The sequence below is a fragment of the Janthinobacterium rivuli genome (assembly GCF_009208735.1).
Taxonomy (GTDB): Bacteria; Pseudomonadota; Gammaproteobacteria; order Burkholderiales; family Burkholderiaceae_D; genus Janthinobacterium.
Genome location: NZ_WFLJ01000016.1, coordinates 44,699 through 70,924, shown reverse-complemented (window position 1 = coordinate 70,924; position 26,226 = coordinate 44,699). Strand labels below are relative to the sequence as shown.

At 64.4% G+C, this 26,226-nt stretch carries 21 protein-coding genes; 16 read left to right on the top strand and 5 right to left on the bottom strand.

Annotated features, from left to right (window positions below):
- Window positions 1–183 precede the first annotated feature (183 nt).
- From ppc to GCN78_RS20770, 6 genes are all read left to right on the top strand, one after another.
- A complete protein-coding gene (gene ppc / locus GCN78_RS20795) occupies window positions 184–2,937 on the top strand; it encodes a phosphoenolpyruvate carboxylase (RefSeq protein ID WP_226939752.1) in 2,754 nt (917 codons plus the stop codon).
- A gap of 32 nt (window positions 2,938–2,969) precedes the next feature.
- Window positions 2,970–3,980 carry a type I glyceraldehyde-3-phosphate dehydrogenase gene (gene gap, locus GCN78_RS20790; RefSeq protein ID WP_152253390.1) on the top strand — a complete coding sequence of 337 codons (1,011 nt, stop codon included), beginning with the start codon at window positions 2,970–2,972 and terminating at the stop codon, window positions 3,978–3,980.
- A 91-nt stretch (window positions 3,981–4,071) separates the two neighbouring features.
- Window positions 4,072–5,532 carry a pyruvate kinase gene (gene pyk, locus GCN78_RS20785; protein WP_081345659.1) on the top strand — a complete coding sequence of 487 codons (1,461 nt, stop codon included), beginning with the start codon at window positions 4,072–4,074 and terminating at the stop codon, window positions 5,530–5,532.
- A gap of 157 nt (window positions 5,533–5,689) precedes the next feature.
- The gene (locus GCN78_RS20780; RefSeq protein WP_152253389.1) at window positions 5,690–5,869 is read left to right on the top strand and encodes a hypothetical protein; all 180 of its coding nucleotides are present in this window, start codon (window positions 5,690–5,692) and stop codon (window positions 5,867–5,869) included.
- Window positions 5,870–6,019: 150 nt separating this feature from the next.
- On the top strand, window positions 6,020–6,526 hold the full coding sequence (locus GCN78_RS20775) for a sigma-70 family RNA polymerase sigma factor (protein ID WP_226939751.1): 507 nt from the start codon (window positions 6,020–6,022) through the stop codon (window positions 6,524–6,526).
- Window positions 6,523–7,491 carry a FecR domain-containing protein gene (locus tag GCN78_RS20770; protein ID WP_152253387.1) on the top strand — a complete coding sequence of 323 codons (969 nt, stop codon included), beginning with the start codon at window positions 6,523–6,525 and terminating at the stop codon, window positions 7,489–7,491. Before GCN78_RS20775 ends, GCN78_RS20770 begins: the two co-directional genes overlap by 4 nt.
- A gap of 12 nt (window positions 7,492–7,503) precedes the next feature.
- Here GCN78_RS20770 and GCN78_RS20765 read toward each other — a convergent pair whose 3' ends face one another.
- On the bottom strand, window positions 7,504–8,472 hold the full coding sequence (locus GCN78_RS20765) for an IS1595 family transposase (RefSeq protein ID WP_152253386.1): 969 nt from the start codon (window positions 8,470–8,472) through the stop codon (window positions 7,504–7,506).
- A gap of 216 nt (window positions 8,473–8,688) precedes the next feature.
- On the opposite strand from GCN78_RS20765, the gene GCN78_RS20760 reads away from it, so the two are divergent.
- The 7 genes from GCN78_RS20760 (at window position 8,689) to GCN78_RS20730 (ending at window position 18,360) form a co-directional block, all read left to right on the top strand.
- Window positions 8,689–11,148 carry a TonB-dependent siderophore receptor gene (locus GCN78_RS20760; protein ID WP_226939750.1) on the top strand — a complete coding sequence of 820 codons (2,460 nt, stop codon included), beginning with the start codon at window positions 8,689–8,691 and terminating at the stop codon, window positions 11,146–11,148.
- A gap of 74 nt (window positions 11,149–11,222) precedes the next feature.
- Window positions 11,223–11,591, top strand: a complete 369-nt coding sequence (locus GCN78_RS20755) for a hypothetical protein (protein ID WP_152253384.1) — start codon at window positions 11,223–11,225, stop codon at window positions 11,589–11,591.
- Window positions 11,588–12,244 (top strand): hypothetical protein, encoded by a 657-nt coding sequence (locus GCN78_RS20750; protein WP_152253383.1) that lies wholly within the window; start codon window positions 11,588–11,590, stop codon window positions 12,242–12,244. The genes GCN78_RS20755 and GCN78_RS20750 overlap by 4 nt, the downstream gene beginning before the upstream one ends.
- A 60-nt stretch (window positions 12,245–12,304) precedes the next feature.
- Entirely contained in the window at window positions 12,305–12,799 is a 495-nt protein-coding gene (locus GCN78_RS20745) for a nuclear transport factor 2 family protein (RefSeq protein ID WP_193316812.1), read from the top strand.
- A complete protein-coding gene (locus GCN78_RS20740) occupies window positions 12,800–13,267 on the top strand; it encodes a GNAT family N-acetyltransferase (protein ID WP_152253381.1) in 468 nt (155 codons plus the stop codon).
- 376 nt (window positions 13,268–13,643) lie between these two features.
- Window positions 13,644–17,351: a PAS domain S-box protein gene (locus GCN78_RS20735; protein WP_152253380.1), complete on the top strand. Its 3,708-nt coding sequence runs from the start codon at window positions 13,644–13,646 to the stop codon at window positions 17,349–17,351.
- A gap of 13 nt (window positions 17,352–17,364) precedes the next feature.
- Complete coding sequence (locus GCN78_RS20730) at window positions 17,365–18,360, top strand: response regulator (protein ID WP_152253379.1); 996 nt, start codon at window positions 17,365–17,367, stop codon at window positions 18,358–18,360.
- Window positions 18,361–18,436: 76 nt separating this feature from the next.
- Here GCN78_RS20730 and GCN78_RS20725 read toward each other — a convergent pair whose 3' ends face one another.
- The 4 genes from GCN78_RS20725 to GCN78_RS20710 all read right to left on the bottom strand — a co-directional run bounded on the left by GCN78_RS20725 (window position 18,437) and on the right by GCN78_RS20710 (window position 22,477).
- On the bottom strand, window positions 18,437–19,012 hold the full coding sequence (locus GCN78_RS20725; protein WP_152253378.1) for a hypothetical protein: 576 nt from the start codon (window positions 19,010–19,012) through the stop codon (window positions 18,437–18,439).
- A 40-nt stretch (window positions 19,013–19,052) separates the two neighbouring features.
- The gene (locus GCN78_RS29765) at window positions 19,053–19,697 is read right to left on the bottom strand and encodes a hypothetical protein (protein WP_226939749.1); all 645 of its coding nucleotides are present in this window, start codon (window positions 19,695–19,697) and stop codon (window positions 19,053–19,055) included.
- A 124-nt stretch (window positions 19,698–19,821) separates the two neighbouring features.
- Window positions 19,822–21,690 (bottom strand): esterase/lipase family protein, encoded by a 1,869-nt coding sequence (locus GCN78_RS20715; protein WP_226939748.1) that lies wholly within the window; start codon window positions 21,688–21,690, stop codon window positions 19,822–19,824.
- Window positions 21,691–21,706: 16 nt separating this feature from the next.
- The gene (locus GCN78_RS20710) at window positions 21,707–22,477 is read right to left on the bottom strand and encodes a DUF481 domain-containing protein (RefSeq protein WP_152253376.1); all 771 of its coding nucleotides are present in this window, start codon (window positions 22,475–22,477) and stop codon (window positions 21,707–21,709) included.
- A 269-nt stretch (window positions 22,478–22,746) separates the two neighbouring features.
- On the opposite strand from GCN78_RS20710, the gene GCN78_RS20705 reads away from it, so the two are divergent.
- The 3 genes from GCN78_RS20705 to GCN78_RS20695 all read left to right on the top strand — a co-directional run bounded on the left by GCN78_RS20705 (window position 22,747) and on the right by GCN78_RS20695 (window position 26,094).
- Window positions 22,747–23,433, top strand: coding sequence for a winged helix-turn-helix domain-containing protein (locus GCN78_RS20705; RefSeq protein WP_152253375.1), 687 nt, complete (start codon window positions 22,747–22,749; stop codon window positions 23,431–23,433).
- The gene (locus tag GCN78_RS20700; protein ID WP_152253374.1) at window positions 23,426–24,790 is read left to right on the top strand and encodes a sensor histidine kinase; all 1,365 of its coding nucleotides are present in this window, start codon (window positions 23,426–23,428) and stop codon (window positions 24,788–24,790) included. The genes GCN78_RS20705 and GCN78_RS20700 overlap by 8 nt, the downstream gene beginning before the upstream one ends.
- A gap of 110 nt (window positions 24,791–24,900) precedes the next feature.
- Entirely contained in the window at window positions 24,901–26,094 is a 1,194-nt protein-coding gene (locus tag GCN78_RS20695) for an acyltransferase family protein (protein ID WP_152253373.1), read from the top strand.
- Window positions 26,095–26,226 lie beyond the last annotated feature (132 nt).

Below are 26,226 nucleotides of genomic sequence, written 5' to 3'. Positions count from 1 at the left end.
GGCAAACAGCTCGCATGCCCTGTAAAGCCCTTTGAGCATGAATTTTATTGATGAAAATCAAGAGGATGGTGAGACAATAAGGTAAATTTACTACAAATTCGACGATGGGCGTTTCCCGGGCCGGGAAGCGCGTACTACGCAATCTGTGCGGTGCCGCCGTGGCCGCCCCAGGAAATACATACCATGCAAATGAATGAAGTGAAAGACGAGCTGCTGAGCAGCGATATCCGCCAGCTGGGCCGTCTGCTGGGCGACGCCATCCGCAACCACCTGGGCGACCCCGCCTTCGAGCGCATCGAACATGTGCGCCAGCTGGCCATCCGTTTCCGCCGCGACAATGATGAAGCGGCGCGCGCGCAGCTGTCGGACGCGCTGCAAGCGCTGTCGCAGGAAGAAACCACGCAATTGACGCGCGCCTTCAGCTACTTCTCGCTGCTGGCCAATATCGCGGAAGACCAACATCACATCCGCCGCACGCGCGCCCATCTGATCGCCGGTTCGCCGCCGCGCCAGGGTAGCCTCAGCCATGCCGTCGGCAACGTGTTTGACGCTGGCAAGGCCGATGCGCTGGAAACGTTCTTTGAAGATGCGTTTGTCAGCCCCGTCTTCACGGCGCACCCGACGGAAGTGCAGCGCAAGAGTATCCAGAATTGCCAGATGGCCATCGCGCGCCTGTTGAGTGAGCGCGACCGCGTGCAAATGACGCCGGAAGAGGCGGAGCAAAACGAAGAGGCGCTGGGCCGCGGCATCGTCACCCTGTGGCAGACGCGCTTGCTGCGCACGAGCAAACTGTCCGTCATGGATGAAGTGGCCAATGGCCTGTCGTTCTACGACCACACCATCCTGCGCGAACTGCCGAAACTGTATTCGTCGTTGGAAACCATGCTGGCCCAGCGCGATGCCCGCTGGGAAGATGCGGAATTGCCCAATTTCATGAAAGTCGGCAGTTGGATAGGCGGCGACCGCGACGGCAACCCGTTTGTCACGGCCGACATCCTGCGCAGCACCCTGCAGACGCAAGCCGACAAGGTGCTCGATTTTTACCTCGGTGAATTGCGCAAGCTCGCTTCGCAACTGTCCTTGGCGCAAATACTCAATGCCTGCAGCGAGCCGCTGCGCGCGCTGGCCGAACGCTCGGCCGATGCCTCGCCGCACCGCGTCGACGAGCCGTACCGCCGCGCCTTGCACGGCATCCATGCGCGGCTGGAAGCCACGCGCGTGGTGCTTTCTGGAAAGGGCAAGCAAGCCGACGGCGTGCAGCCGTATGCCGCGGCAGCTGAGCTGCTGGCCGACCTGGACGTGGTCCAGCATTCGCTTGTCAGCAATGGCTTGCGCGCGCTGGCCCGTGGCCGGCTGCGCCAGCTGCGCCGCGCCGTCAAGGTCTTCGGCTTTTCGCTGGCGCCGTTGGACTTGCGCCAGAATTCCGACGTGCATGAACGCGTCGTGGGCGAACTGTTCGCCGGCGCCCAGCCTGGCCTCGTCTACCTGGACCTCGATGAAGAGCAGCGCATCGCCGTGCTGCTGGCCGAGCTGGAGTCGCCACGTCTGTTGACGTCGCCATATGCGCAATACTCGGAAGAAACCACGTCCGAACTCGACATCTTCCGCGCCGTGCGCGCAGCCCACGTCAAGTACGGCCGCGAATCGGTGCCGAACTGCATCATCTCGAAGGCGGCCAGCGTCTCGGACTTGCTGGAAGTGGCTTTGCTGCTGAAAGAAGTGGGCTTGCTGCGCCAGGACAGCCGCGAAGTTGACGTCAACATCATCCCCCTGTTCGAAACCATCGACGACTTGCGCGCCGGCCCCGCCATCATGGCGCGCGCCTTCGGCTTGCCGTTCTACCGTGGCTTGCTGGCGTCGCGCGCGGACCAGCAGGAAGTCATGCTCGGTTACTCGGACAGCAACAAGGACGGCGGTTTCCTCACCTCCGGCTGGGAACTCTACAAGGCCGAGATCGAGCTGGTGACGGTCTTCAAGGAATACCAGATCAAGCTGCGCCTGTTCCACGGCCGCGGTGGTTCCGTGGGACGCGGCGGCGGACCCAGCTACGAAGCCATCCTGGCCCAGCCGGCCGGCGCTGTGCAGGGACAAATCCGCCTGACGGAGCAGGGCGAAGTCATCACGGCCAAGTATGCGAACCCGGAAGTGGGGCGCCGCAACCTGGAAGTGCTGGTGGCCGCCACCATCCAGTCGACGCTGCTGCCGCAGGCGCAATTGCAACCGAAGGCGTCGGCTGGCGCGGGTCACCTGGCCGCGATGGAAGAGCTGTCCGGCACGGCCCTGAACGCCTACCGCGACCTCGTGTATGGCACGGACGGCTTCGAACAGTATTTCTGGGAATCGACGGTGATCGCGGAGATTGCCGCGTTGAACATCGGCAGCCGTCCCGCGTCGCGCAAGAAATCCACGTCCATCGAGGATTTGCGGGCCATTCCCTGGGTCTTGAGCTGGGCGCAATGCCGTTTGATGTTGCCGGGCTGGTTCGGTTTCGGTTCCGCCGTGCAAGCCTACCTGGCCGCCCATCCAGCCGATGGTGCGGACGTGCTGCGCGGCATGTACACGGATTGGCCCTTCTTCACGTCCCTGCTGTCGAACATGGATATGGTCCTGGCCAAGAGCGACATCGCGATTGCCGGCAAGTATGCGGAACTGGTCAAGGACAAGGCCTTGCGCGACGCCATCTTCACGCGCATCCGCGCCGAATACGCGGCCACCCTGGACGCCTTGAAGCTGATCACGGGCCAGGAAGAGTTGCAGCAAGCTAATCCGCTGATGCAGCGCTCCATACGCAACCGTTTCCCTTACATCGACCCGCTCAACCACGTGCAGGTGGAGCTGTTGAAACGCTTCCGTGAAGGCAAACAGGATGCGGCGGCGCGCACGGGCATTCATTTGTCGATCAATGGCATCGCGGCAGGGTTGAGGAATAGTGGTTAAGTAAGTCATTCAAACAATATCAAGGAGACAGCATGACCATCAAAGTTGCCATCAATGGCTATGGCCGCATCGGCCGCAATGTTTTGCGCGCGTTTTATGAAGGCGGCAAGCAGCAGGATATCGAGATCGTCGCCATCAATGACCTGGGCGACGCCAGGTCGAATGCGCATTTGACGCGCTACGACACGGTGCACGGCAAGTTTCCCGGCGTCGTCACCATCGACGGCGACAATATGCTCGTCAATGGCGACCGCATCCGCGTCTTCGCGCAACGCGATCCGGCCTTGATCCCCTGGGGCGAACTGGGCGTCGACGTCGTGCTCGAATGCACGGGCTTCTTCACGACCAAGGAAAAAGCGTCGGCGCACCTGAAGGGCGGAGCGAAGAAAGTCATCATTTCCGCACCGGGCGGCAAGGACGTGGACGCCACCATCGTGTTCGGCGTCAATCAGCACGTGCTGAAGGCCTCGGACACGGTGATTTCCAACGCTTCATGCACGACGAATTGCCTGGCGCCATTGGTGAAACCGCTGAACGACGCCATCGGCATCGAATCGGGCCTGATGACCACCGTGCACGCCTACACGAACGACCAGGTGCTGTCGGATGTGATGCATGAAGACTTGCGCCGCGCCCGCTCGGCCACGCATTCGATGATCCCCACCAAGACGGGCGCGGCGGCGGCCGTCGGCCTGGTCTTGCCGGAACTGAATGGCAAGCTCGATGGTTTTGCCGTGCGCGTGCCGACGATCAACGTCTCGCTGGTCGACCTGTCCTTCATCGCCAAGCGCGATACGACGGTCGAGGAAGTCAACGCCTTGCTGAAAACGGCGTCGGAAGGCGCGCTGAAGGGCATTTTGACGTACCAGACGGAACCGCTCGTTTCCATCGATTTCAACCATAACCCGGCTTCGTCGAACTTCGATTCGACCCTGACCAAGGTCTCGGGCCGCCTCGTCAAAGTGTCGTCGTGGTACGACAACGAGTGGGGTTTCTCGAACCGCATGCTCGACACGACCGTCGCCCTGATGGCGGCCAAGTAAGAACGTAGTACCGCTGATCCAGCGCACCAGGACGGCCGGCCCACAAGGCCGGCCCTTGTAGCAGCACGAACTTTATAGAAAGCAGCACACCATGACCATGCAAGTACAGCAACGCGCCACCAAGATCGTTTCCACCATCGGCCCCGCTTCGAACGATATCGATACCCTGGTCCGCATGTTCAAGGCCGGCGTCGACGTCGTGCGCCTGAACTTCTCGCATGGCAAGGCGCAAGACCATATCGACCGCGCCCGCATGGTGCGCGAGGCGGCCGCCCTGTGCGGCCGCGAAGTGGCCATCATGGCCGACTTGCAAGGCCCGAAGATTCGCGTCGGCAAGTTTGAAGAAGGCAAGATTTTCCTGGAAAACGGCGCCAAGTTCATCCTCGACGCGAAATGGGGAGAGAACGGCGAGCTGGGCAATATCGAGCGCTGCGGCCTCGACTACAAGGAGTTGCCGCGCGACTTGCGCACGGCCGACGTGCTGCTGCTCAACGACGGCCTCATCGTCTTGACGGTGGATAAAGTCGTCGGCAGCGAAATCCACACCACCGTGAAGATCGGTGGCGAGCTGTCGAACAACAAGGGCATCAACCGCCAGGGCGGCGGCCTGTCGGCGCCGGCGCTGACAGCGAAAGACATGGAAGACGTGAAGACGGCGATGAGCTTCCAGGCCGATTACGTGGCCGTATCGTTCCCGAAAAACGCCACCGACATGGTCATGGCGCGCCAGCTGGCCAATATCGCCGGCGAAGCGTGGGACCACAAGCCGATGATGATCGCCAAGATCGAGCGCGCGGAAGCCATTCCTGCGCTGCAAGAAATTCTCGACGCGTCCGACGGCATCATGGTGGCGCGTGGCGACCTGGCCGTGGAAGTGGGCAATGCGGCCGTGCCTGCCCTGCAAAAGCGCATGATCAAGATGGCGCGCGCGTCGAACAAGCTGGCGATCACGGCCACGCAGATGATGGAATCGATGATCGTCAACGCCGTGCCGACGCGCGCGGAAGTGTCCGACGTGGCCAACGCCGTGCTGGACGGCACGGATGCCGTCATGACGTCGGCGGAAACGGCCTCGGGCCGCTATCCGATCGAGACGGTGGAAGCGATGGCCGCCATCTGCCTGGACGCGGAGAAATGGGATACCTGCAAGCTGGACGCCGATTTCCTCAACGCCACGTTCTCGCGCATCGACCAATCGATCGCCTACGGCGCGCTGTTTACGGCCCACCACCTGCGCGTGAAAGCCATCGCCACCCTGACGGAATCGGGTTCCACGGCCCTGTGGATGAGCCGTTGCAACATCGATATCCCCATCGTCGCGCTGACCCCGAGCGTGGGCACGCGCCGCAAGCTGGCCCTGTACCGCAACGTCAGCACCCTGGAACTGACGTCCGGCACCGACCGCGACAAGGTCTTGCAACAGGCGGAAGACTTGCTGCTGGAACATAAAGTCGTGGCCAAGGGCGACACCGTCGTGCTGACCTGGGGCGAGCCGATGGGCAAGGTCGGCGGCACGAACGCGCTGAAAATCATGAAGATCGGTCAGCACTGACCGTATCAGTGGCCAAGGGCCGCCCGCAGTCTTAAGAACGACTGAAAGCGGGGCGCTTGGCTTCGCACCGCAACGGCAAATCGGGCATTTGCCGTTGCGGTGACCTCCTTTCCGTGTCAGCATGCATTTCCTGCCTTCCCAGGCGCCTTCGGAGTTCATGATGACCGCATACCTGCCTGCCCTGATCTGGTCCTTGTCGGCCTTCGCCTGCCTCTTCATTGCCAAACGGCGCTCCTTGAAAATAACGGCTGTCAATGCCGTCCTGGTGACTTTTCTGGGGCCGCTTGCCATTCCCTTCGTGCTGGCCGCCAAGCCCGGAAAGCGCACGTTGGCCTGATGAGGGGCGCGCGACAGGCATGCCACTTCGCCTGAAACAACAGTTTCCGCGCGGGGGCAGACATCGGCATTGACGCCGCAGGCAATGATTTGTGATAATGAGAATTACTATCAATTGGCCGCGCCTTGCCTTGCGCATCGGAGTCCCCCAGTGAACATTGCGCAGTCCAGCGATTCAATAGCCGGCATCTACAGCCACCACCATGGCTGGCTGATGCGCTGGCTGCGCGCCAAGCTGCAGTGCGCCGACCATGCGGCCGACCTGGCGCAGGATACCTTCGTGCGCCTGCTGACGGCGCCGCCGGACTGCCGGCAGAGCTTGCGCGAGCCGCGCGCCTACCTGACGACCGTGGCGCAGCGCCTGCTGATCGACCATTACCGGCGCCTGTCGCTGGAGCAGGCGTGGCTGGAAACCCTGGCGCAGCAGCCTGAATTGCTGATGCAGTCGCCGGAAGAGCGCTTGCTCGTGCGCGAAGCCTTGCAGCGCATCGATGCCATGCTCGACGGTTTGCCGCCGCTGGTGCGCAATGCCTTCCTGCTGGCCCATGTCGATGGCCTCGGCTACGGGGAAATCGCCCGGCGCTTGGCCGTGAGCGAGCGCAGCATCAAGCGCTACATGGTGCAGGCGTTCGAGCGCTGCATCCTGCTGATCCTGTGAAGGGGACGGTCGATCCCCGCGCCGCGCGGGCGGCGGCGCGATGGCTGGTGCGCCTGCATGCGGGCCCCTTGACTGGGGCCGAGCAGCAAGCGTTCCAGGCCTGGCACGCCAGCGATCCCGCGCACGAAACGGCGTGGCAGCGGGCCGAGCTGGTGTGCGGCACCCTGGCCAGCGTGCCGGTCGCGCTGCGCCAGACGGCGGACGCGGCGCCGCGCTCGTCGCAGCGGCGTGCCGTGCTGTACGGCCTGGCCGGGCTGATCTCGGCCGGGCCGGCATGGTGGCTGGCCAGCCAGTCGGCGCCCTGGCAAGCGTGGCATGCCGCCATCCGCACGGCCACGGGGGAAATCCGCCACATGACGTTACCCGACGGTACGCAACTGGTGCTCAATACGGACACGGCCATCGACGTGCGCTTTGACGACGCGGCGCGGCAGGTCGTGCTGCACGCGGGGGAAATCCATGTCGCCACGGCGCACGATGCGGCCGTGCCGGCGCGTCCGTTCCTCGTGCGCAGCAGCAATGGCGCCGTGCGCGCGCTGGGCACGCACTTCAGCGTGCGCCAGGGCGGCAGCGTGCTGGCGTCGCGCACGCAGGTGAGTGTCAGCGAAGGCGCCGTGGAGATCGAGCCAGCGCAGGCCCCAGGCGCCTTGCGCAGGGTCGATGCGGGCCGGCAGGGCGGTTTCGATGATCTCGCCGTGTCCCCCTTGTCACCGCTGGCGCCGTATGCGGACGCGTGGTTGCGGGGCGTGCTGATCGCCGAGCGCATGCCGCTGGGCGAGGTACTGGAACAGGTGGCGCGCTATCGCCACGGCGTGCTGCGCTGCGATCCCGCGCTGGCGGCCCTGCCCGTGGACGGCATTTTTCAATTGAACGACCCGGACAACATCCTGCTCTTGCTGCAACGCGCCTTGCCGATCCGGCTGGCGCGCCGCACGCGCTACTGGATCAGTGTCGAGGCGGCCTGAAGAAATTATTGGCTATGTCACCGTCAGATGTGGGAACGCTCCCAGCGTTGCTTTCAATAACGTTTCGGGTGAGCGGATGCGCTTGGCGTCGAGTATCCAGCGCCATCCCAGGTAGTTTGGCAGATAGCGCGTGGCCACGCCGTGAAACGGCCTTAACCATTCGCGCAGGCGGCTATGATACGCATTGACGTTCTGCACATGCGCGGCACCGCGCACGCGGATGCCGGCGCGCAGGTTGACGGCCTGATGACTGAGGCCCGCTTCCATGGCAAACGCCCGGTAGGCGGCATGGCCATCCGTGACCAGCAGGATATCCTTATCGATGATGGGCAACAAACAGCGGTGCAGCTGCGCCTTGGTCAGCGCGCCTTTGCCGGTGACGAAATCGAGGGTCTGGCCCGTGCGGTCGCGCGCCACCAGGATGCAGACTTGCTCGTTGGATATGCCGCGCCGTTGCGCATGGCCGCCCCGGCGGCGGGCCGGACGCGTCATCTGCCTGGATCCCTTTTCCGATTCCAGCACATATAGCTCGTCGGCCTCGGCGATGCCATGCAGGCCATGCGGCCGGTCCGTTTTTGCCAACGATAAAAAGCGGTGGCGCCAGCGAAACGTGGTGTTGCGGTGCACGCCCAATTGGCTGGCCGCCTGGCGTACCGACCGGGAATCGAGCAGGCAATCGGCATAATCGAGCCACAACGCCTTATGGCGCAGGCGGGCCAGTGGCGTGCCCGTCAAGGCATTGAAGGTGCGCCCGCAAGGCACGCAGCGGTAGCGCTGCAGGCCGTGCGCATGGCCATGCCGATGCAGGTGCGGCGAGTGGCAGGCTGGGCAGGCCAAGCGCGACTGCGCCACGCTTTCCAGCAACGCGACGGTCGCGTCGTGTGGCGTGTTGCCATGCAGCAGGGCCATGCCCGCCTGCCGCTGGCGCCGGTTCAACTGCGCAAACTGCGCGATAAAGCTGATCCATTCGGCTGGCCGCATGATCTGCTCCCTGTGTGGTGGGTATGCAGAGTCAGACAGCACCGCCAAGGGAAGATTCCGGCATTTCCCCTATTTTACGAGGACAGCGCCAAATTATTTGCCGCTTGCCTGTCCCTTTTTTGAGATTGCTTCGTCATACAAGGTAGAGAACGAACAATCCGAACCATCGAAAGGGTCCACATGGCTTTGCAGTACCGCAGCTTCAGCACAGCACGCATGACGCTCCATCCCACCACCGGCGCCGTGCGCGCCGCGCTGGTCCTGTTCCTGGCCGTGAGCGCCGCCGGCACCGGCTTGCCGCACGTGGCGCTGGCCGCCGAGGCCAGCCCGGCCGCCAGCGTGCGCGACTACCATATTCCCGCCGGCAGCCTGCGCGATGCGCTGTCCACGTTTGCCATCGCCGCCGGGATCAACCTGTCCACCCAGGGCGTGGCGCTCGACGGCCTGGTGACGCCGGGCTTGCAGGGACGCCATGGCGTTACCGCCGGCCTGCAGCAACTGCTGCAAGGCAGCGGCCTCGAAGTGCTTGGCAGCGGCGAGGGCAATTACCTGCTGCGCAAGATCAATACCAGCACGGCCGATGGCGGCCTGGCCAGCATGCCCGCCGTGGTCGTCAGCGCCGAGGCGGACCGCGCCACGGAAGGCACGGGGCTGTATACGTCGCGCAATATGTCGACGGCGACGGGCTTGAACCTGTCGCAGCGCCACACGCCGCAAACGGTCAGCGTCATTTCGCGCCAGCAAATGGAGGATTTCGATCTGACCACCTTGCAGGACGTGGCGCGCGCCACGCCCGGTCTGTATGGCAAGACGCAGGGCGTGTCCGACCAGGAAACCACGTATTTCGCGCGCGGCTTCGCCCTGAGCCACGTGAATGTCGATGGCTTGCCGCTCGATGTCACGGGTTTCAATGAGCGCAACGTCTCGGCCGACATGCTGATGTACGACAGGGTGGAAGTGGTGCGCGGCGCCACCGGCTTGATGGAAGGGGCGGGCGCGCCGTCGGGCAGCATCAACATGATACGCAAGCGCCCCACGGCCACGCCCTTGCTGAACGCGTCCGCCCACGTGGGCAGCTGGCAGGACCGGCAAGGGACGGTGGACGCCAGCAATGCCCTGAACGAATCGGGCAGCGTGCGCGGGCGCGTGGCGGCCAGTCTGCGCGACAGCGACAGTTTCGTCGACGTGGTCAACAACAAGAACAGCACCGTGTATGCGATCGTCGAGGCGGACCTGACGCCGTCGACCACGGCCGGCATCGGCTTTTCGCGCCAGCACAGCCGCACCGATGGCGTGTTCGTCGGCTTGCCGACCTTGCTTGACGGCCGCCACATGGACTTGCCCCGCTCGACTTTCCTGAATAACGCCGACTCGTTCCAGAAACGCGACAACAACGTCGTTTTCGCCGACCTGGAAACGCAGCTGGGGCAGGGCTGGCGCAGCCGCTTCGCCATCACGCATATCGACGCCTCGTCGAGCACGCGCAATACCACCAACAGCCGCGTCGACGGCGAAACGTATTTGCTGGAACAGTCGGAAACGGGCTGGAAGTACAGCACGCAACAAGTGGTGGCGGACTGGCGCTTGAGCGGTCCCGTCACCTGGTTCGGCCGTCAGCATGACGTCATCGTCGGCGCCAGCTACCGCCATGACGATTCGGACGCGGCGCAGAGCTGGGAAGGCGCCGGGAAGCGCGTGATCGACATCCGCCGCTGGAATCCGCGCGCTTACCGCATGAACGGCGCGCCTTTCGAGCCGTACAACTGGGGCCGCAAGACGGACGAGAAGGGCTTGTACGCGGCCGGCAACTTCAGCCTGGCAGATCCGCTGCGCCTGCTGCTGGGCGGACGCTTCGGCTGGTATGCGCAGGACGTCACGGGCTGGTATGCCAGCACTCCGACGTGGCGCCGCGACCTGACGGAAAGCGCGAAATTCACGCCGTATGCGGGCCTGGTCTACGATGTGGACCCGCATCACTCCGTGTATGCGAGCGGCACGCAGATCTTCCAGCCGCAAAGCGTGCTCGATGTCAACGGCAATGGCTTGCCACCGTTGAGCGGCACCAACCTGGAAGTGGGTGTCAAGGGGGAGTATTTTGGCGGCAGGCTCAACGCCAGCGGCGCCTTGTTCCGCATCAAGCAAAACAACCGCGCCATGACCGATGAAGTCAATTGCCCCACGGGCGGCGCCATCTATTGCGCCCGCGCGGCCGGGCAGGTGCAGAGCGAAGGCGTCGATCTGCAATTGTCGGGCTCGCCATTGCCGGGCTGGCAGATCGCGGGCGGCTACACCTATGTGCTGGCCAAGTACACGAAGGATAGCGTGGCCGCCAACATCGGCCAGCGTATCGCCACGGACGAGCCGAAGCAATTGTTCAAGCTGTACACGAACGTGCAGCTGCGCGGCAGCCTGGCCCAATGGAACCTGGGCGCCTCCGTGACTGCGCAGGACAAGATCGAGCGGCGCGACAAGGCTTACCTGACGCGGCAGGGCGCTTATGCCATCGTCGGGCTGAATGCCGGCTATCGCATCAACGAGCAGCTGCAGCTGCGCTTGAATATCGACAACGTGCTCGATCGCCGCTACTACCAGGGACTCGGCTACGCCTGGTCGGGCGGGCTGGAACGCTACGGCGCGCCGCGCAGCGTGATGCTGTCCTTGAACTACAAGCTGTAGCCGTGGCGCCAGCGGAGCGCGCCCGTCCGGGCGCCTCTGCTACACTGCCGCCGTCTTTATCTTTTCACTTTGCCATGACCGCCATTCCTCTCCTCACGCCCCTGAAAAGCGCTTTTCAGCAATCGCGCGCCGAAAATAACATCGAGCTGATCCTGCCCGAACTGCTGGTCGCGCAATTACACGTCGTCATCGGCGGGCAAAGCGAGCAGATCGACCTGTTCCTCGTGCCGTCGCCGAACCCCGAGCGTCAGTGCGTGACGGTGGCGGAAGATCCCGCCTTCCTCGCCGGTATCCATTTTCCCAAGATTCCCGTCACGGGCGCGCAGCTGCTCGCGTCGATTCCCCCCGAGATCGAGATCGTCCTGCTGCATGGCGACGGCGCCAATTACCTGACGCGCGAGCACCTGGCCTGGTTCCGCGGCATGCTGGCGCAGAACGCTTGAGCGCAGAGCCGGCGCGCAAGCTGAAACGGGCACGCGCCGAATGGATCTGCTTTGCGCCAGCCGACGATGCGGCGGCCCAGGCCGCGTTGATGGCGGACATGCGTCCCGTGCTGTCGCGCAGCGTGCTGCTGGGCGGCTGCGCGCTGATCATCGCCTTTGTCTTGCAAGCCGTCTGGCGCGACATGCCGTATGCGGGCGAGGCAGTGTTGTTCGGCCCGCTGGCGCTGGCCGCCTGGATCGCCGGCCTGGTGCTGTTTCCCGGACGCGCTTTGCTCTTTCATGTGGAACTCGACGACGCTAGCCTGCTGCTGCGGCGCCATGCGCGGCACCTGCCGGGCTGGGACAAGACGGTGCAGCTTGACCTGGCGCAACTGCAGCGGGTCGAACTGGTCAGCCATGCGGGCGCATCCTCCGTCTACCGCGGTTCGACGCCGCTGACGCGCGTGGACCTGCTGCTGCAGACGACGCGCGCGGATTTTCCCGTGATCCGCGTGGTGGGTCTGGACCTGCCCGTGCCGCAGCGCTGGTCGTTGCGGCAGATCAAGGATGAGCTCAGCCGCCGCTGCACGCTTGCCGGCATTGCCGTCAGCAAGACGGCCGGCCCGCATTGCCAGTCGTGCGCCGCCATCCGCGCGCGCTGGCCGCAGGCGTAATTGACTCTGCTATGATGCTCGCACGCCGGCCCCGTGAGCGCCGGTGAAAAGGAAATGTCCATGTATCGTTTCTTGCCTTGCCGCTTTCCGCAGGTTTGCGCGCTGCTTGCCTGCGCCGCCTTTTTTCTGCACGCCGCCGCCGCGGATGGCGCCGATGCCACGCTGGAAGCGACCATCGTCGCGCTCGACGCCAAGGCTTTCGATGCCTTCAATCACTGTGCCGAAGCGGGACGCTTGCAGGAACATGCGAGCTACTTTGCCCCGGACGTGGAGTTTTACCACGACCAGGGCGGCGTCACGTGGAACCGCGACGCCATGCTGGCCAACACGCAACAGCATGTCTGTGGCAAATTTCGCCGGGAAATTGTCGCCGGCTCGCAGCGCGTCTATCCGATCCGGGACTTCGGCGCCATCGAGCAGGGTGCACACCGCTTTTGCCAGTTCGATACGGGCAGCTGCGACGGCCTGGCCGATTTCACCATCATCTGGAAGCAAAGCCCGGCAGGCTGGCAAATGACGCGCGTGCTCAGCTACGGCCATCGCGCGAATAAATAAGTGAGCGCCGGGCCAGCCTTGCCACAGCTGTCGCTGCGCGCCGTCACTGCTGGCAACATCGATGCCGTGCGCGCGCTGGCGCCAAAGGCGGCGCAGCAAGACTTTATTGCCAGCAATGCCGAGTCGCTGGCGCTGGCAGCCGCACACCCGCACATGCACGCGCGCGCCATCTATGTCGGCGACGTGCTGGCCGGCTTTGCCCTGTATGCGGAGCCCGGCCCGGCGGGCCGGCAAGATACCCACGTGCTATACCGGCTGATGCTGGCGGCGGGCTGGCAGGAACGGGGCCTGGGTCGGCATGCGCTGGAGCTGCTGCTGGACGAGATGCGCGCCCGTGGTGCGGCCCGCGTGGCGCTGTACTACGCGCCCGCTAATCTGGTGGCGCGGCAATTGTATGCATCGGCCGGTTTTGTCGAAACGGGCATCGATGCGGAGGGCGAAATGCTGGCCGTGCGCACGCCGGCGTGACGGCGGCGCACCTGGCGACGACGGGAAAATGTCGCCGTATCGCTGCATAATATATATTTCCTGACAACTATATTGCTGAAGTCCTATGAATATGTTCGCAAAGCAACTATACTCATGGCTCTTTAAAAAATCATCGTCACGCTGGCGGCCAGCCATCCGCGCCAGAGTTCGTACGCATTCCGCTTTTTCACCCTGTAAAAAGCACCTTTCCCCCGCGCGGTAGGCGCGGGCGTGATGACCGAGCCTTGCCCTGGTCGACTGCTACCGTTGTCATTTCCGCTGTGTTGCCGCTTTAGTAAAGAGCGTGGCGCCGGCGCGCGCGGTGCGCCGTCATGTTTTGCGACGTCACGTTTCACTCACCTTATGCCACGACAGTATGTTTAGTTCCATCTTCGCCGTCTCGAGCGATACCATGCAGTACATCTACGGCACGCACAATGGCTGGCTGGTGCTGTTTTCCATCGGTATCGCCATCTTTGCCTCGTTCATGGCCCTGCAGATCGCCGGCATGGCGCGCAGCAGCGAGCGCGGCTTCCAGCGCCAGACGGCCATCGTCACGGGCGCCATCGCGCTCGGCGGCGGCATCTGGTCGATGCACTTCATCGGCATGCTGGCCTTTGACATCTGCACGCGCGTCTCGTTCGATCCCAGCCTGACCCTGCTGTCCATGCTGCCCGGCGTGGCCGCTTCATGGGTGGCGCTGCACCTGCTGGCGCGTCCCAGCATCAACTGGCGCCAGCTGGTGGTGGGCGGCGTGCTCGTCGGCGTGGGCATCGGTTCCATGCATTACAGCGGCATGGCCGCCATGCAAACCTCGCTGACCCTGCACTACCAGCCGTGGCTGTTCGCGCTGTCGCTGCTGGTGGCCGTCGTCATGGCCATGCTGGCGTTGTGGATACGCTTCGGCCTGAGCGCCATGCGTTTGCGCCTCGGTCCCCTGGCATCCTTGCTGGTCAGCAGTGCCGTGATGGGCCTGGCCATTTCCGGCATGCATTACACGGGCATGCTGGCGGCGCGCTTTTCCGGCACGCCCACGGCGGGCGAGAATACGATCACAGTGCAGGCGTCGTTCGTGGCGCTGGCCGTGGCGCTGATCACCGTCACCCTGACGGTGTTTGTCGCCGCCGCGAACGGCTTGCTGCGCTACCGCCAGCTGCTGCGCCATGCCAGCGCCAGCGAATCGCGCCTGCGCGCCATCGTCGACACGGCGGCCGACGGCCTGATCACCATCGATGGCCAGGGCAAGGTGCGCTCCTTCAATCCCGCCGCCGAAGCGCTGTTCGGCTGGCGCGAAGCCGAGATCGTGGGGCGCGACGCCAGCGTGCTGCTGCAGCCGGCCGACGCGGCCGAGTATGAGGGCTATCTGCGCGACTACCTGGAAACGGGCGCCTCGCGCATCCTCGACAGCGGACGCGAACTCGATGGCTGCCACAAGGACGGTGCCGTGCTGCCCATGCGCGTGGCGATCGGCAAGATCGACACGCCAGGCCAGCCCCTGTTCGTGGCCTTTGTCACGGACATGCGTTCGTCGCGCAGCATGGAGCAGGCGCTGAAGGACAGCGAGCGCCAGTACCGCACCCTGATCCGCAACATCCCCGGCGTGTCCTTCCACTGCAGCTTCGCGCCCGAATGGAAGATGATCTTCATCAGCGACGCCGTTTTCAACCTGACGGGCTGGATGCCGCAGGACTTCGCCGAGGGCCGCGTCAAGCTGTTCGACCTCGTGCACCCGGACGACCGCCGACGCGTCAACGACACCTGCGTGCAGGCGGCGGGCGAGAAGCGCGACTTCGAGAACGTCTACCGCATGATCCACCGCGACGGGCGCGAACGCTGGGTGCGCGAAAGCAGCGGCCCCGTGCTCGATAACGACGGCGTGGTGCGTTGGATCGACGGCGTCATCCTCGACATCACGGAAAGCGAATTGCGCAACGCCGAATACGAAGGCAAGGTGACGGCCATCTCGCGCGCGATGGCCGTCATCGAGTTCGACCTGCAGGGCCGCATCCTGGCGGCCAACGAGAACTTTCTCAACCTGGTCGGCTACCGGCTCGAGGACGTGCTGGGCCTGCATCACAGCATCTTCTGCGAACCGGGCTACGTGACCTCGCCCGACTACAGCGCGTTCTGGCAGCACCTGGCGCAGGGTGAATTCAACACCGGCGAGTACAAGCGCATCGACAGGGCGGGCCGGGAAGTGTGGATACACGCCTCGTACAACCCGATCTTCAACACGGACGGCAAGCCGTTCAAGGTGGTCAAGCTGGCCACCGACGTGAGCGAACGGCGCGCCATGCAGGAAAACCTGCGCGCCGCGAAAGACCGCGCCGAGCTGGCCGCCGAATCGAAGACCAGCTTCCTGGCCAACATGAGCCATGAAATCCGCACGCCGATGAACGCCATCATCGGCTTTACGGAAGTGCTGCTGGGGACCGCCCTGGACAGCCTGCAGCGCCGCCACCTGGGCACGGTGCGCCAGTCGGCCCGCTCCCTGCTCGAACTGCTCAACGACATCCTCGACATGGCCAAGCTGGAAAAAGGCGCCACCGAGCTGGAACTGGTGGACTTTTCGCTGCCCGACCTGGTCGACCACGTGGCCGCGTCGCTGCGCATCACGGCGCATGCGCGCGACCTGGTGCTGCACGTCGATATCGATCCCGGCATGGGCCAGTTCTTCCTGGGCGACGCGCGCCGGGTGCAGCAGGTGCTGACGAATTTGATCGGCAACGCCGTCAAGTTCACGGAAGTGGGCCATGTGCGCGTGGCCGTTGGTATGCGGGGCGAGCAGGTGCATATCGCCGTGCACGACACGGGCATCGGCATCCCCGCCGACCGTCTGGACAAGATCTTCGCGCCGTTCACGCAAGCCGATTCCTCGATGAGCCGCCGCTTTGGCGGCACGGGCCTGGGCACGACGATTTCGCTGCAGCTGGTCGAGCTGATGGGGGGCACCATCACGGTGGAAAGCACCCTGGGCGTGGGCAGCGTCTTCCACGTGCTGCTGCCGCTGGCACCGGGCAAGGCCGTGGCGCGCCGCAGCGAGCAGCCCGTTGTGGCCTTGCCGCCGCTGCGCATCCTGGCGGCCGACGACGTGCCGCAGAACGTGGAGCTGCTCCTGATCAGCCTGGGCGCAGCCGGCCACCAGGTGATCGCCGCCAGCGATGGCGAGAGCGCCGTGCGCGAGTTCAGCCGTGGCAGCTTCGACATCGTCCTGATGGACGTGCAGATGCCGCGCATGGATGGCCTGGAAGCGACGCGCCTGATCCGCGTGCACGAGCGCGAACAGGGCTTGAAGGCGACGCCCATCATCGCCCTGACGGCCAGCGTGCTGGAACAGGACCGGCGCGCCGCGCAGACGGCCGGCATGAACGGTTTCGCCTCGAAGCCGCTGGAAATGCACAAGCTGACGGCGGAAATCGCCCGCCTGCTCGACATCGCCGTGGCCATGCCGCCGCCGGCGTCCGGCGCGGCGGCGCGTGCGGCCGCCGGCCAGGTCGACTGGCAGCGCGGCATCGCGCTGTGGGGCGGACGCGAAGCCTTGCAGCGGGCGATTGGCCGCTTCGTGCAGGCCAATGGCGATTGCGCCGCCATGCTGGCGGCCGAACTGGAACGGGGCGGCGGCAGCGTGGCCGGCCATTTGCTGCACCGTATCAAGGGCGCGGCGGGCAACCTGTGCCTGGTGCAGGTCGAAAGCCTGTTGGGACGCATCGAACAGGCCATTGCGCGCCAGCTGCCGGCGACGCAATTGCTGGTGCAGCTGGCCGCCGCCTTCATGGCGCTGGCCGGCGAACAGGAAGAGGCGGGCGAGGCGCCCGTGGCCGGTGCGACGCCGGAAGCGGCCGCGCCGCTCGACGCCGCCACCACCGGCGCCTTGCTGCGGCAAGCCATCGCCAGTCTGGAAGGCGGGCAGCTGGACGACGCCTTGATCGCGCGGATCGCCGCCATGCTGGCGCCGCACGGCCAGCAGCCGCGCCTGCAGGCGCTGGCCAGCGCCATCGACGACTTTGAATTTACGCGCGCCGCGGGCGTGCTGCGCCAGCTGCTGGCGTGGCTGGATACGCCAGCGCCTGCCGACCTTTCCTGATATTGGGCGAACCATGACCTTACACGAAGACAAACCGATCCTGCTGCTGGTCGACGACGAAGCGACGAACCTGCAGGTGCTGCGCCAGATCCTGCAGGACGATTACCGCCTGCTGTATGCCAAGGATGGCGAGAAGGCGCTGGAACTGGCGCGCAGCAACCCCGTCGAATTGATCCTGCTCGACATCATGATGCCCGCCATGACGGGCTATGACGTGTGCCGCCAGTTGAAAGCCATGCCGGCCACCGCGTCCATTCCCGTGATATTCGTCACCGCCCTGTGCGACGTGAAGGACGAGGCGGACGGTTTTGACGCGGGCGCCGTCGACTACATCACGAAACCCGTCAGCCCGCCCATCGTGCGCGCCCGCGTGCGCACGCATCTGTCGCTGGTCGACGCCGAGGAATTGCGCCGTTCGCGCCTGCAGGTGATCCAGACCCTGGGCCAGGCGGCCGAATACAAAGATAATGAAACGGGCATGCACGTCATCCGCATGAGCTATTACGCGCGCCAGTTGGCGCTGGCGGCCGGCTACAGCGCGGCCAGGGCGGAAGATTTATTGAATGCGGCGCCCATGCACGACGTGGGCAAGATCGGCATCCCCGACGCCATCCTGCAAAAGCCGGGCAAGCTCGATGCGGACGAATGGCAAGTCATGCGCCGCCACGCGGAAATCGGCGCGGCCATCATCGGCGAGCACGCGGGCGGCCTCTTGAAAATGGCGCGCACCATCGCCCTCACGCACCACGAGAAATGGGATGGCAGCGGCTATCCGCAAGGTTTGAAGGGCGAGGAAATCCCGCACGAAGGCCGCATCGTCGCCATCGCCGACGTCTTCGACGCCCTCACCAGCGAACGCCCCTACAAGCCCGCCTGGACGGTGCCGGACGCCATCGCCACCATGCAGCGCGACAGCGGCACGCACTTCGACCCGGACCTGCTGGCGCTGTTCATCGAGCACTTGCCGGCCATGCTGGAGATCAAGGACCAGTGGCGCGAGCCGGCGTAGGGAGTGTCAGGTCAGGGTGGGTCCACGCGCAGGTGGTCAGCAAGCAGGCTGGCATAGGCAGGGGTGTCGCCGAACGTCAGATGCGAACGCGCCATGTTCCTGCCCAGCGTTGCCATGTAACGCGAGGTGAGGGCATAGGCGAGTTTTCCGGGCTGACGGCGCGACGGATAGATGAAGCCATGAATCCCCCCTGCCTCCTGTGTAATGATCTGATCGAGCTGCCAGCCCAGCCATTGGCACCAGCCGTGGTCAAGGCTGCGCATTGGTCATAGATGCCCAGCCGGCTGGCGGCCAGACCCGTCAGGTCGAGCAGTCGCAGTGGCACGCTGAATGACAGCGTCGCGATCAGCGCTTGTTGCGCATTGTGCGCGATATAAAAGGTGCCCGGACGCGTGACGTCGTTACGGCACAGCTGGGCTTCCCAGGCTGCCGTGTCGGCATCGTCTGCGATATATATCCAGTGATAGGGGAAACCGCTCGGACCAGCCAACTCGGCGGGCGGGCCGAAGCGGTACGTGCGTTCGACTTTCAGCGGCCAGATCGATGCCGTGTTCCACGCTGCGCGTACCAACGGTTGGCCTGCTTGATGGGTGGCAAGTTTGCTTAATAAATCAGCGCGCAGCGAGGTCAATGCCGGCAGGCGCGCAGCCATGTCCGGCGGGACGGGGGACGTTGTATGTCCGTGTCGCATGTTAACCTACGATGTCAGCCATCCCCCTATGCTGCCACTTCGCCAACGCAAGCACCTTGCGCAATCTCTCGTTTGCCGGCAGATTCAGCAGCGCCTGCTGGCTTGAATGGATATCGACCCTCGTTTCGAACGATTTGCCTGCAAGCATCTCGGCTGGCGATAGTTCGTTGAGTTCGTCTGTGCTGCTGATCCAGAAGGCATGGATTTCACTACTCGGCTGGCCGGCCAGGATGGCCAGCACGGGCGCGATCAGTTCCGGCACGGGCTGCACAAATTGCCATGCCGGAAATTCCTTGCCGATACTGCGCCCTGTTGGCGTCACGCAATAAAAACGCTGGCTTTCCACCGCGCGATACAGGGAGGCCTGCGACAGTTCTACCCATCCTTGTCCAATGACATCAGACACCTTGAGTTTTGACACGGGAAGCTGGGGCGGCGTGAGCGGCGGCGGGGCGCTCAGCAAGGCGCGCGCTTGATGGAGCGCGCGCGTGGCCACGTCGATCAGGCGCTGGCGCTCGGGCCCTTGTGCCAGTATGTCGAGCTGTGCGGTTACTAGCTGCGAGAATTGTTCCACCACCCGAAGGTCACTATCTGTTAATGCCTGACGGTCGGGCGCCAGCGTATCGTGATGCAGATGCACTGTCATGATGATTCCTTTGCAGTAGCTTGGTAAAGAACATCGTATACGAAATTCTCATGTTTCGCAATTTTATCATGTGACGTAACTTTCTTATTCAGCGATAATCCACGCGGAAATAATGCCAAGCGCATCAGGGCAAGGTATCAGGCAGCCGCAAAATCCGCCGTATCTCCAGAATCGCCTGCGGGCTTTCCTGCACGCTGTGCCAGGACGGGATGACTTTTTCCGACTGCGCGCCGTCGAGGTGGGCGCTGGCGTAGGGCACCACGCCGTCGCTCGATTCCGCCAGTGGCAGGTCCGGCGTGTCGTTGCCCATGATGGAGTAGTAGCGCACTTTCGGGCTGATGGGCAGGTCGGCCACCAGGCGCACGAACGGGTCCTTGTCGCTGAGGTTATCGATGCTGTTGGGGATGCGCAGCGGTTCGCTGCTGCCCGTGTCGAGCTGCGCCAGGCTGCCGGCCGCGTCCGACAACTGGTCGAGCATGTTGATGGGCAGGGTGATCAGGTTGGCGATCCAGCGCGCCACCTTGTGGTTGGCGAACGAGGTGCCGCGGTGCGGCGCGGCGATGAAGATGGCGCGGTTCACCTGCGGCATGGCCGTGAAATTCAGGTAGGGCGCCAGACCGGCGCGCACCTTCTCCGCCTTCTTGCCCTTCAAATTGTATTCTTCCGTGATGGCGTCGAGCAGGGTGTTGCTGGCGTCGGAGACCATCAGGCGCGCCAGCACGCCGCCCATGCTGTGGCCGATCAACACCATGTCGTTCGCGGCATCGGCCTTGGCCGCAGGGTCGAAATGCGCCAGGGTCGCGTTCAGCGCCTGGCGGATGGCGGCGTTGTTGGCCGCCAGCGGCGCGTTGCTCGGGTAGTACACCTGCCAGATCTGGTAGCGGCGGCGCAGCTGTTCGTCGCCCATCAGTTCATTTGCCACGTTGATCCACGCTTCCGGGCTGCTGGCCAGGCCATGCAACATGACGATGGTGCGCTTGTTTGGGTCGTACGGCTGCATCAGGTGCACCTGCGGGCGCGAGATGCCGTCGGCGCGGCCGAACAGGGTGCGCAGCGCCTGCACGCCGAAGCCGGAGCGGGCCAGCCACAGGCCATAGCCTGCCGTGAAATTGGCCGCCACCGGCAGTTCCTGGCCCGCCATGCGCGTCGATTCGCTGCGCGTCGGGTCGACCAGCATCACCAGCAACTGCTGCGTGGCCAGCACTTCTTGCAGGCTGTTGCCGTCGAAGCGGATCAGCGCCGTGACGACGGGGAAGCGCGTTTCCTGATACGGCACATACTCGCCTTTCGATGCCTGCGGCTTGGGCATGACGGCCACCAGGTCGGCGCCGAAGCCGTCGCGCCGGTACACATTGCGCAGGCCGGAAAACGACAGTGAGGTGGCCGGCAGCAGTTCCTCGGGCAGGGTGCCGTCCTCGGGCAGGCGCAGGGCCGACAATTCGCTGTCGATCTGCCAGCCGGCGACGCGGATCACATGGCCGTCGGGACGGTATTCGCCGCGGTGGCGGAACAGGTTGCCCACGGCCTTTTGCACGGCGTAGTTATAGTAGTCGCGGATCTGCGTCTGCCGCTCTTCGAAGGCGCGCTGGCCCGGCGTGCGCGTCGTGTAGAACAGGTAGGCGTACGCGTAGCGGGCCGATTCGAGCCACGCGGCCAGCCGTTCGGCGCTCGGGTGGCCGCCCTGTTTTTCCTCCGCCAGGGCGCTTTCCAGCCACAGTTCGGAGAGGGTCGCCAGGCGCTGCTCGTCGCTGAGCAGCTCGGAGCGTGCCAGGTCGGCGCGGCAGCTGCCCGTATTGGCTTCGCAGGCGGCGATGTCGCTGCCGATGATGCGCAGCACCTCGCTGGCCGAAGCACTGAGTTTGCCCGTGGTGAGGATGTCGCCGCGCCGCTGCTGCAGGTAGTCGGCCGGCGAGATGGCGCTGACGGTGACGGCGGCGCAGCCGCTCAGCAGCGCCGCGGCGCACAGCAGGGCGCATGCGCGCAGGCGCCGCATCAGCATCGCCGGCACCTCAGAACGAGTAGACCAGGGTCAGCGAGGTTTGCGTATCCGTGTTCTTCTTGTCGTCCGGTACGCGCGTGTCGTTGCGGGCGCTGAAGGCGGCCTTCATCTGCATGGTGCCGTTGATTTTCGTGCTGAGGGCCGTCTCGGCGATCGAGTGGGTGTTCGAGGTGCCCCGTTCCACGCTGACCGTCTGCGTAAACATCGCCGACTGGCTGATCTTCCACTTCATGGCGGCCGCGCCGCGCACCGTCAGGCCGTGCTCCGATTCGCCCGCATCATTGGTGCCGCTGAAATAGCCCGGACCGATTTCCACGTCGACGCTCTTGTCGCTCGACTGGTACCAGCGCGAGCCATGACCGACGGCCAGGGTCGAGTACTTGGTGTAGGCGCCGAACTTGTCGTTCACGTGCGAGGCCAGCACGAACAGTTTTTCATGGTCGGCCATCAGCTTGTAGGCGGCCTTGGCGGAGGCGGAAAAGCGTTCGGCCGAGCGTTCGCGCACCTTCTCGCCGTCGTCGTTGGTCGTTTCATCTTCCTTGAAGTAACCGCTGAAGATGTACTGGTTGCTCCAGTCGTCGAGTTCCTGGCGCGCGTCGATCTTGCCAGTGACGGAGGTGCCGACCGTGTTGCCCGAGGTGGTGATGGCGCCCAGTTCGGCGGAAGTGCTCCAGCTGCCGATGGGGATTTCATCGAACAGCATGCTTTGCTTGGTGTCTGCGGCGGCGGCGCTGCCGCATGCGATGGCCAGCGCCAGTGCGAGAGAGTGGGTCGATTTCATGGCTGTATTGGTCTATGGCGCGCGCCAGGCGTGCCGGATGTTCGTTAATGGCAGTGGTGTCCAAGCAGGCCGCGGCAATCCGGAAGGCGCTCAAAACATGCGCCAATAAAAACATGCGCACATGCGCGCGCGGGCGCGGCCAAACAATGTCGAGGCTGTATTGTACCCGACCCTGTCGTCGCGCGCCGCACGCGGCGGGACTGGCAAGCGGCGCGCGCCTGGCGTATGCTGCGCCTATTTGCTGTCCCGATTTTTTACAAGGAACTCCCGTGCGCTGCCTGGTCATCGAAGACGAAGCCGAAACTTCCCGCTATATCTGTGCCGGCCTGCGCGAGGCGGGCCACGACGTCACCGCCTGCGACAATGGCATCGACGGCATGCGCCTGGCCTGCGGCGAAGACTGGGACGCGCTGGTGCTCGACCGCCTGCTGCCCGGCGAGATCGACGGCCTGGCCATCGTCGCGCGCCTGCGCGGCATGGGCCGCAACACGCCCGTGCTGGTGCTGTCGGCCCTGTCCAGCGTCGACGAGCGCGTGCGCGGCCTGCGCAGCGGCGGCGACGATTATTTGTCTAAGCCGTTCGCCATCGCCGAACTGCTGGCGCGCATCGAGGCGCTGCTGCGGCGCGCCGCGCCCGTGCCCGAAGCGACGCAGCTGCAGGTGGCCGACCTGGTGCTCGACATGCGCACCATGCGCGTGACCCGCGCCAACCGGCAAATCGCCCTGCAGCCGCGCGAATTTCGCCTGCTGGAATACCTGATGCGCCACCAGGGCCAGTCCGTGACGCGCGCCATGCTGCTCGAAGCCGTGTGGGACTACCATTTCGACCCGCAGACCAACGTCATCGACGTGCAGGTGAGCCGCTTGCGCACCAAGGTGGACAAGGAATTTTCGCCGCCGCTGATCCACACCGTGCGCGGCGTCGGCTACACCCTGGGCGTGCTCGACGGTGCGTAACTTGCATCGCTCGATCGCGGCCCGCCTGGCGCTCGGCTATGGCGTGCTGGTGGTCGTCTCGATCAGCATCGTCTGCGCCGTGTTCTATTTCGGCACCATCGGCGTGCTCGATCGCAGCGTGGACCGCAAGCTGGCCCTGCTCTCGGAGCGCCTCGCCGCGCTGTACCAGCAGGGGGGCAGCAGCCGCACGACGGCGGAAATCGCCCATTTGCTCACTGACCGCACCGACAGCGACACGGAGATTTTCCTGCTGGTGGACGCCGATGGCCGCCGCGTGGCGGGCAATCTGTCGTCCTGGCCCGACCTTGGCAGCCCCGTGGGCCGCTTGCTGCACCGCGACGTCACGCGCGAAGGACGCCGGGTGCCCGCGCGCATGCTGATCCGCGACCTGGAGGGCGGCGCGCGCCTGTTCGTCGGGCGCGACATGGAAGAGGGCAAGTCGATCCGCACCCTGGTGCTGCGCTCGCTGGCCTATGGCGGCGGGGTGGCCATCCTGCTGGTGGTGGCGGGCGCGTGGCTGTTCCGCCGCCAGCTTGAAGCGCGCATCGGGCAGATCCGTCGCACGGCGGGGGAGATCGAGGCGGGAGACCTGAGCCGGCGCATTCCCGTCTCCAGCGAGGATGAATTCGGCTTGCTGAGCCGCGACATCAACCGCATGCTCGACCGTATCGAACACCTGATGGAAGGCGTGCGCCACGTGTCGAACGCCATCGCGCATGACCTGCGCACGCCGCTGGGCCGCATCCGCAACAAGCTCGATGGCGCCTTGCGCCAGCAGCAGGGCGTGGCTGGCTACGAGAGCGCGGCGCAGGCGGCCATCGACGATATCGACGACTTGACGCGCGTGTTCGACAAGCTGCTGCAGATCGCGGCGGCCGAATCGGGCATGCGCCCGGAGAATTTCGACAACCTCGACCTGCAGCAGATCGGCGCCGACATCGTGGAAATGTACGAAGCGACGGCCGACGAGCAGGGCGTGCTGCTGGTGCAGATGTATGGCGAGGGCGTGCCGGCGCGCGGCGACCGCAACCTGCTGGGCAGCGCGCTGGCCAGCCTGGTCGACAACGCCATCAAGTACGCGGGGCCGGGCGCCACGGTGGAAGTGTCGGCCGGCAGCGATGAACACGGCAGCTGGCTGGCCGTGCGCGACAACGGCCCCGGCGTACCAAAGGAGGAACTGCCGAAGCTGACGCAGCGTTTTTACCGGCTCGACAAGAGCCGCCATTTGCCCGGCAATGGCCTGGGACTGTCCATCGTGGCCGCCATCGCCGCCCTGCATGGGGGCCGCCTGGAGATCGAGGATGCGGCGCCTGGCTTGCGCCTGCGTTTCAGGCTGGCCGATTTTATTGTCCGCTAAGCCCGCCTTGCTGGTCGCCGCGTGTTTTTTGCTATAAGTGTTGCTATATTTGCTTTTTAATAAAGCATCATGATATAATTTTAATACTTTTGTGGCGTCGCCATTGGACGGTGCATCCTGCCCGTCGTCGTGCGGCCGCATCGAGTGATCGCCACATCTGCCTGGTTCTCTTTGCTGGCGCGGTGCGCCAGTTCGACAGGTGGATATCGGGAGTAAGCATGATTGGTGCTGGCATGAAGAGTGGCCATTTCAGCGGCCGCATCGTTTCTCTCGATGGCTTGCGTGGCCTGGCCGCGATGCTGGTCGCCGTGTATCACCTGCCAGTCATATTCGGCTTCAAGATCACGCACGCCTATCTGGCGGTCGACTTCTTTTTCATTCTGTCCGGCTGGGTCATGGCACACAGCTATGAAGAGCGCATCCGCCTTGGCATGCCGTTCAGAGACTTTCTGTATAACCGCTTTGCCAGGCTGTATCCGCTGTACGCCGTCGCGCTACTGGCGGCCCTTGCCGTGACCCTGGTCAAGAGCCGCATCGGCGCCACGTCAGCGAACATCGCATGCTTTGTGCCCAATGCGCTGATGCTGCCCTGCCTGCAGGATGACGGGCCTACCTTCCCCTTGAACGGACCCAGTTGGTCGATTTTCGTCGAGGTGTCCATCAATCTGATCTGGTTCTTTGCCGTCCGCATGGGCATGCATGGTTTGCGCTGGAAGCTCGCGCTGCACCTGTGCTCGGCGCTGCTGCTATGGGGGTTCGCCGTCTGGATGAACCGCTACCTGACTGGCTATGAGTCCGATGACGTACACGAAGGCTTGCTGCGTGGCCTGCTGGGTTTTACCGGTGGCTTACTGTTGTTCCAGTGCCGCATGCATGCCTGGATACTGGCCTATTTTGCGGCGCTGGCGCTAGGCGTGTTTGCCGCTTTTTATGCGGTAGGAGATACCGTCGATGTCATACCGCTGGGCCTCGTCGTGATGGGCGTCCTGCCCGCGACGGTGTGGCTTGCCGCGAGGCTGCGGCCGGCGATACTCGAGGGCCAGGCAGCCGCCTTCCTGGGCGACTGCTCGTATGCCATCTACTTGCTGCATGTGCCGCTGGCCATGGTGCTGCAAAAGCCGCTACGCCTGATGTTGCCTAGCACGGGCATATCGGACTACATCATGAAGGCGACGATCTTCACCGCCATCCTGCTCGTTGTCAGCAGCATCAGCTACCGCTTGCTGGAAGTGCCGGCGCGGCGTTGGCTGCTGCGGTGGCTCAAGCGCGACCTTAGGGAACCTGCCGCCGGCTCCCTGCCGTAATGTGCTTGTGCGCCATACGCCAAGTCGACATTACCAATTTGTAACCCCCTTCATTTTCGCCTCCCCCTATCATCCGCTCTACCCGGTGTTGAGCGGCTGCGTGCGCGCAGCCGCCTTTTCCGGGCTGCCCGC

Coding starts and splice junctions, on each gene's coding strand:
- GCN78_RS20735 (WP_152253380.1), top strand. CDS start 13,644: ATGTTTAGTTCCATCTTCGCCGTCTCGAGCGATACCATGCAGTACATC.
- GCN78_RS20760 (WP_226939750.1), top strand. CDS start 8,689: ATGACGCTCCATCCCACCACCGGCGCCGTGCGCGCCGCGCTGGTCCTG.
- pyk (WP_081345659.1), top strand. CDS start 4,072: ATGACCATGCAAGTACAGCAACGCGCCACCAAGATCGTTTCCACCATC.
- GCN78_RS20730 (WP_152253379.1), top strand. CDS start 17,365: ATGACCTTACACGAAGACAAACCGATCCTGCTGCTGGTCGACGACGAA.
- GCN78_RS20745 (WP_193316812.1), top strand. CDS start 12,305: ATGTATCGTTTCTTGCCTTGCCGCTTTCCGCAGGTTTGCGCGCTGCTT.
- GCN78_RS20755 (WP_152253384.1), top strand. CDS start 11,223: ATGACCGCCATTCCTCTCCTCACGCCCCTGAAAAGCGCTTTTCAGCAA.
- GCN78_RS20725 (WP_152253378.1), bottom strand. CDS start 19,012: ATGGCTGCGCGCCTGCCGGCATTGACCTCGCTGCGCGCTGATTTATTA.
- GCN78_RS20780 (WP_152253389.1), top strand. CDS start 5,690: ATGATGACCGCATACCTGCCTGCCCTGATCTGGTCCTTGTCGGCCTTC.
- GCN78_RS20765 (WP_152253386.1), bottom strand. CDS start 8,472: ATGCGGCCAGCCGAATGGATCAGCTTTATCGCGCAGTTTGCGCAGTTG.
- GCN78_RS20715 (WP_226939748.1), bottom strand. CDS start 21,690: ATGCGGCGCCTGCGCGCATGCGCCCTGCTGTGCGCCGCGGCGCTGCTG.
- gap (WP_152253390.1), top strand. CDS start 2,970: ATGACCATCAAAGTTGCCATCAATGGCTATGGCCGCATCGGCCGCAAT.
- GCN78_RS20710 (WP_152253376.1), bottom strand. CDS start 22,477: ATGAAATCGACCCACTCTCTCGCACTGGCGCTGGCCATCGCATGCGGC.
- GCN78_RS29765 (WP_226939749.1), bottom strand. CDS start 19,697: ATGACAGTGCATCTGCATCACGATACGCTGGCGCCCGACCGTCAGGCA.
- ppc (WP_226939752.1), top strand. CDS start 184: ATGCAAATGAATGAAGTGAAAGACGAGCTGCTGAGCAGCGATATCCGC.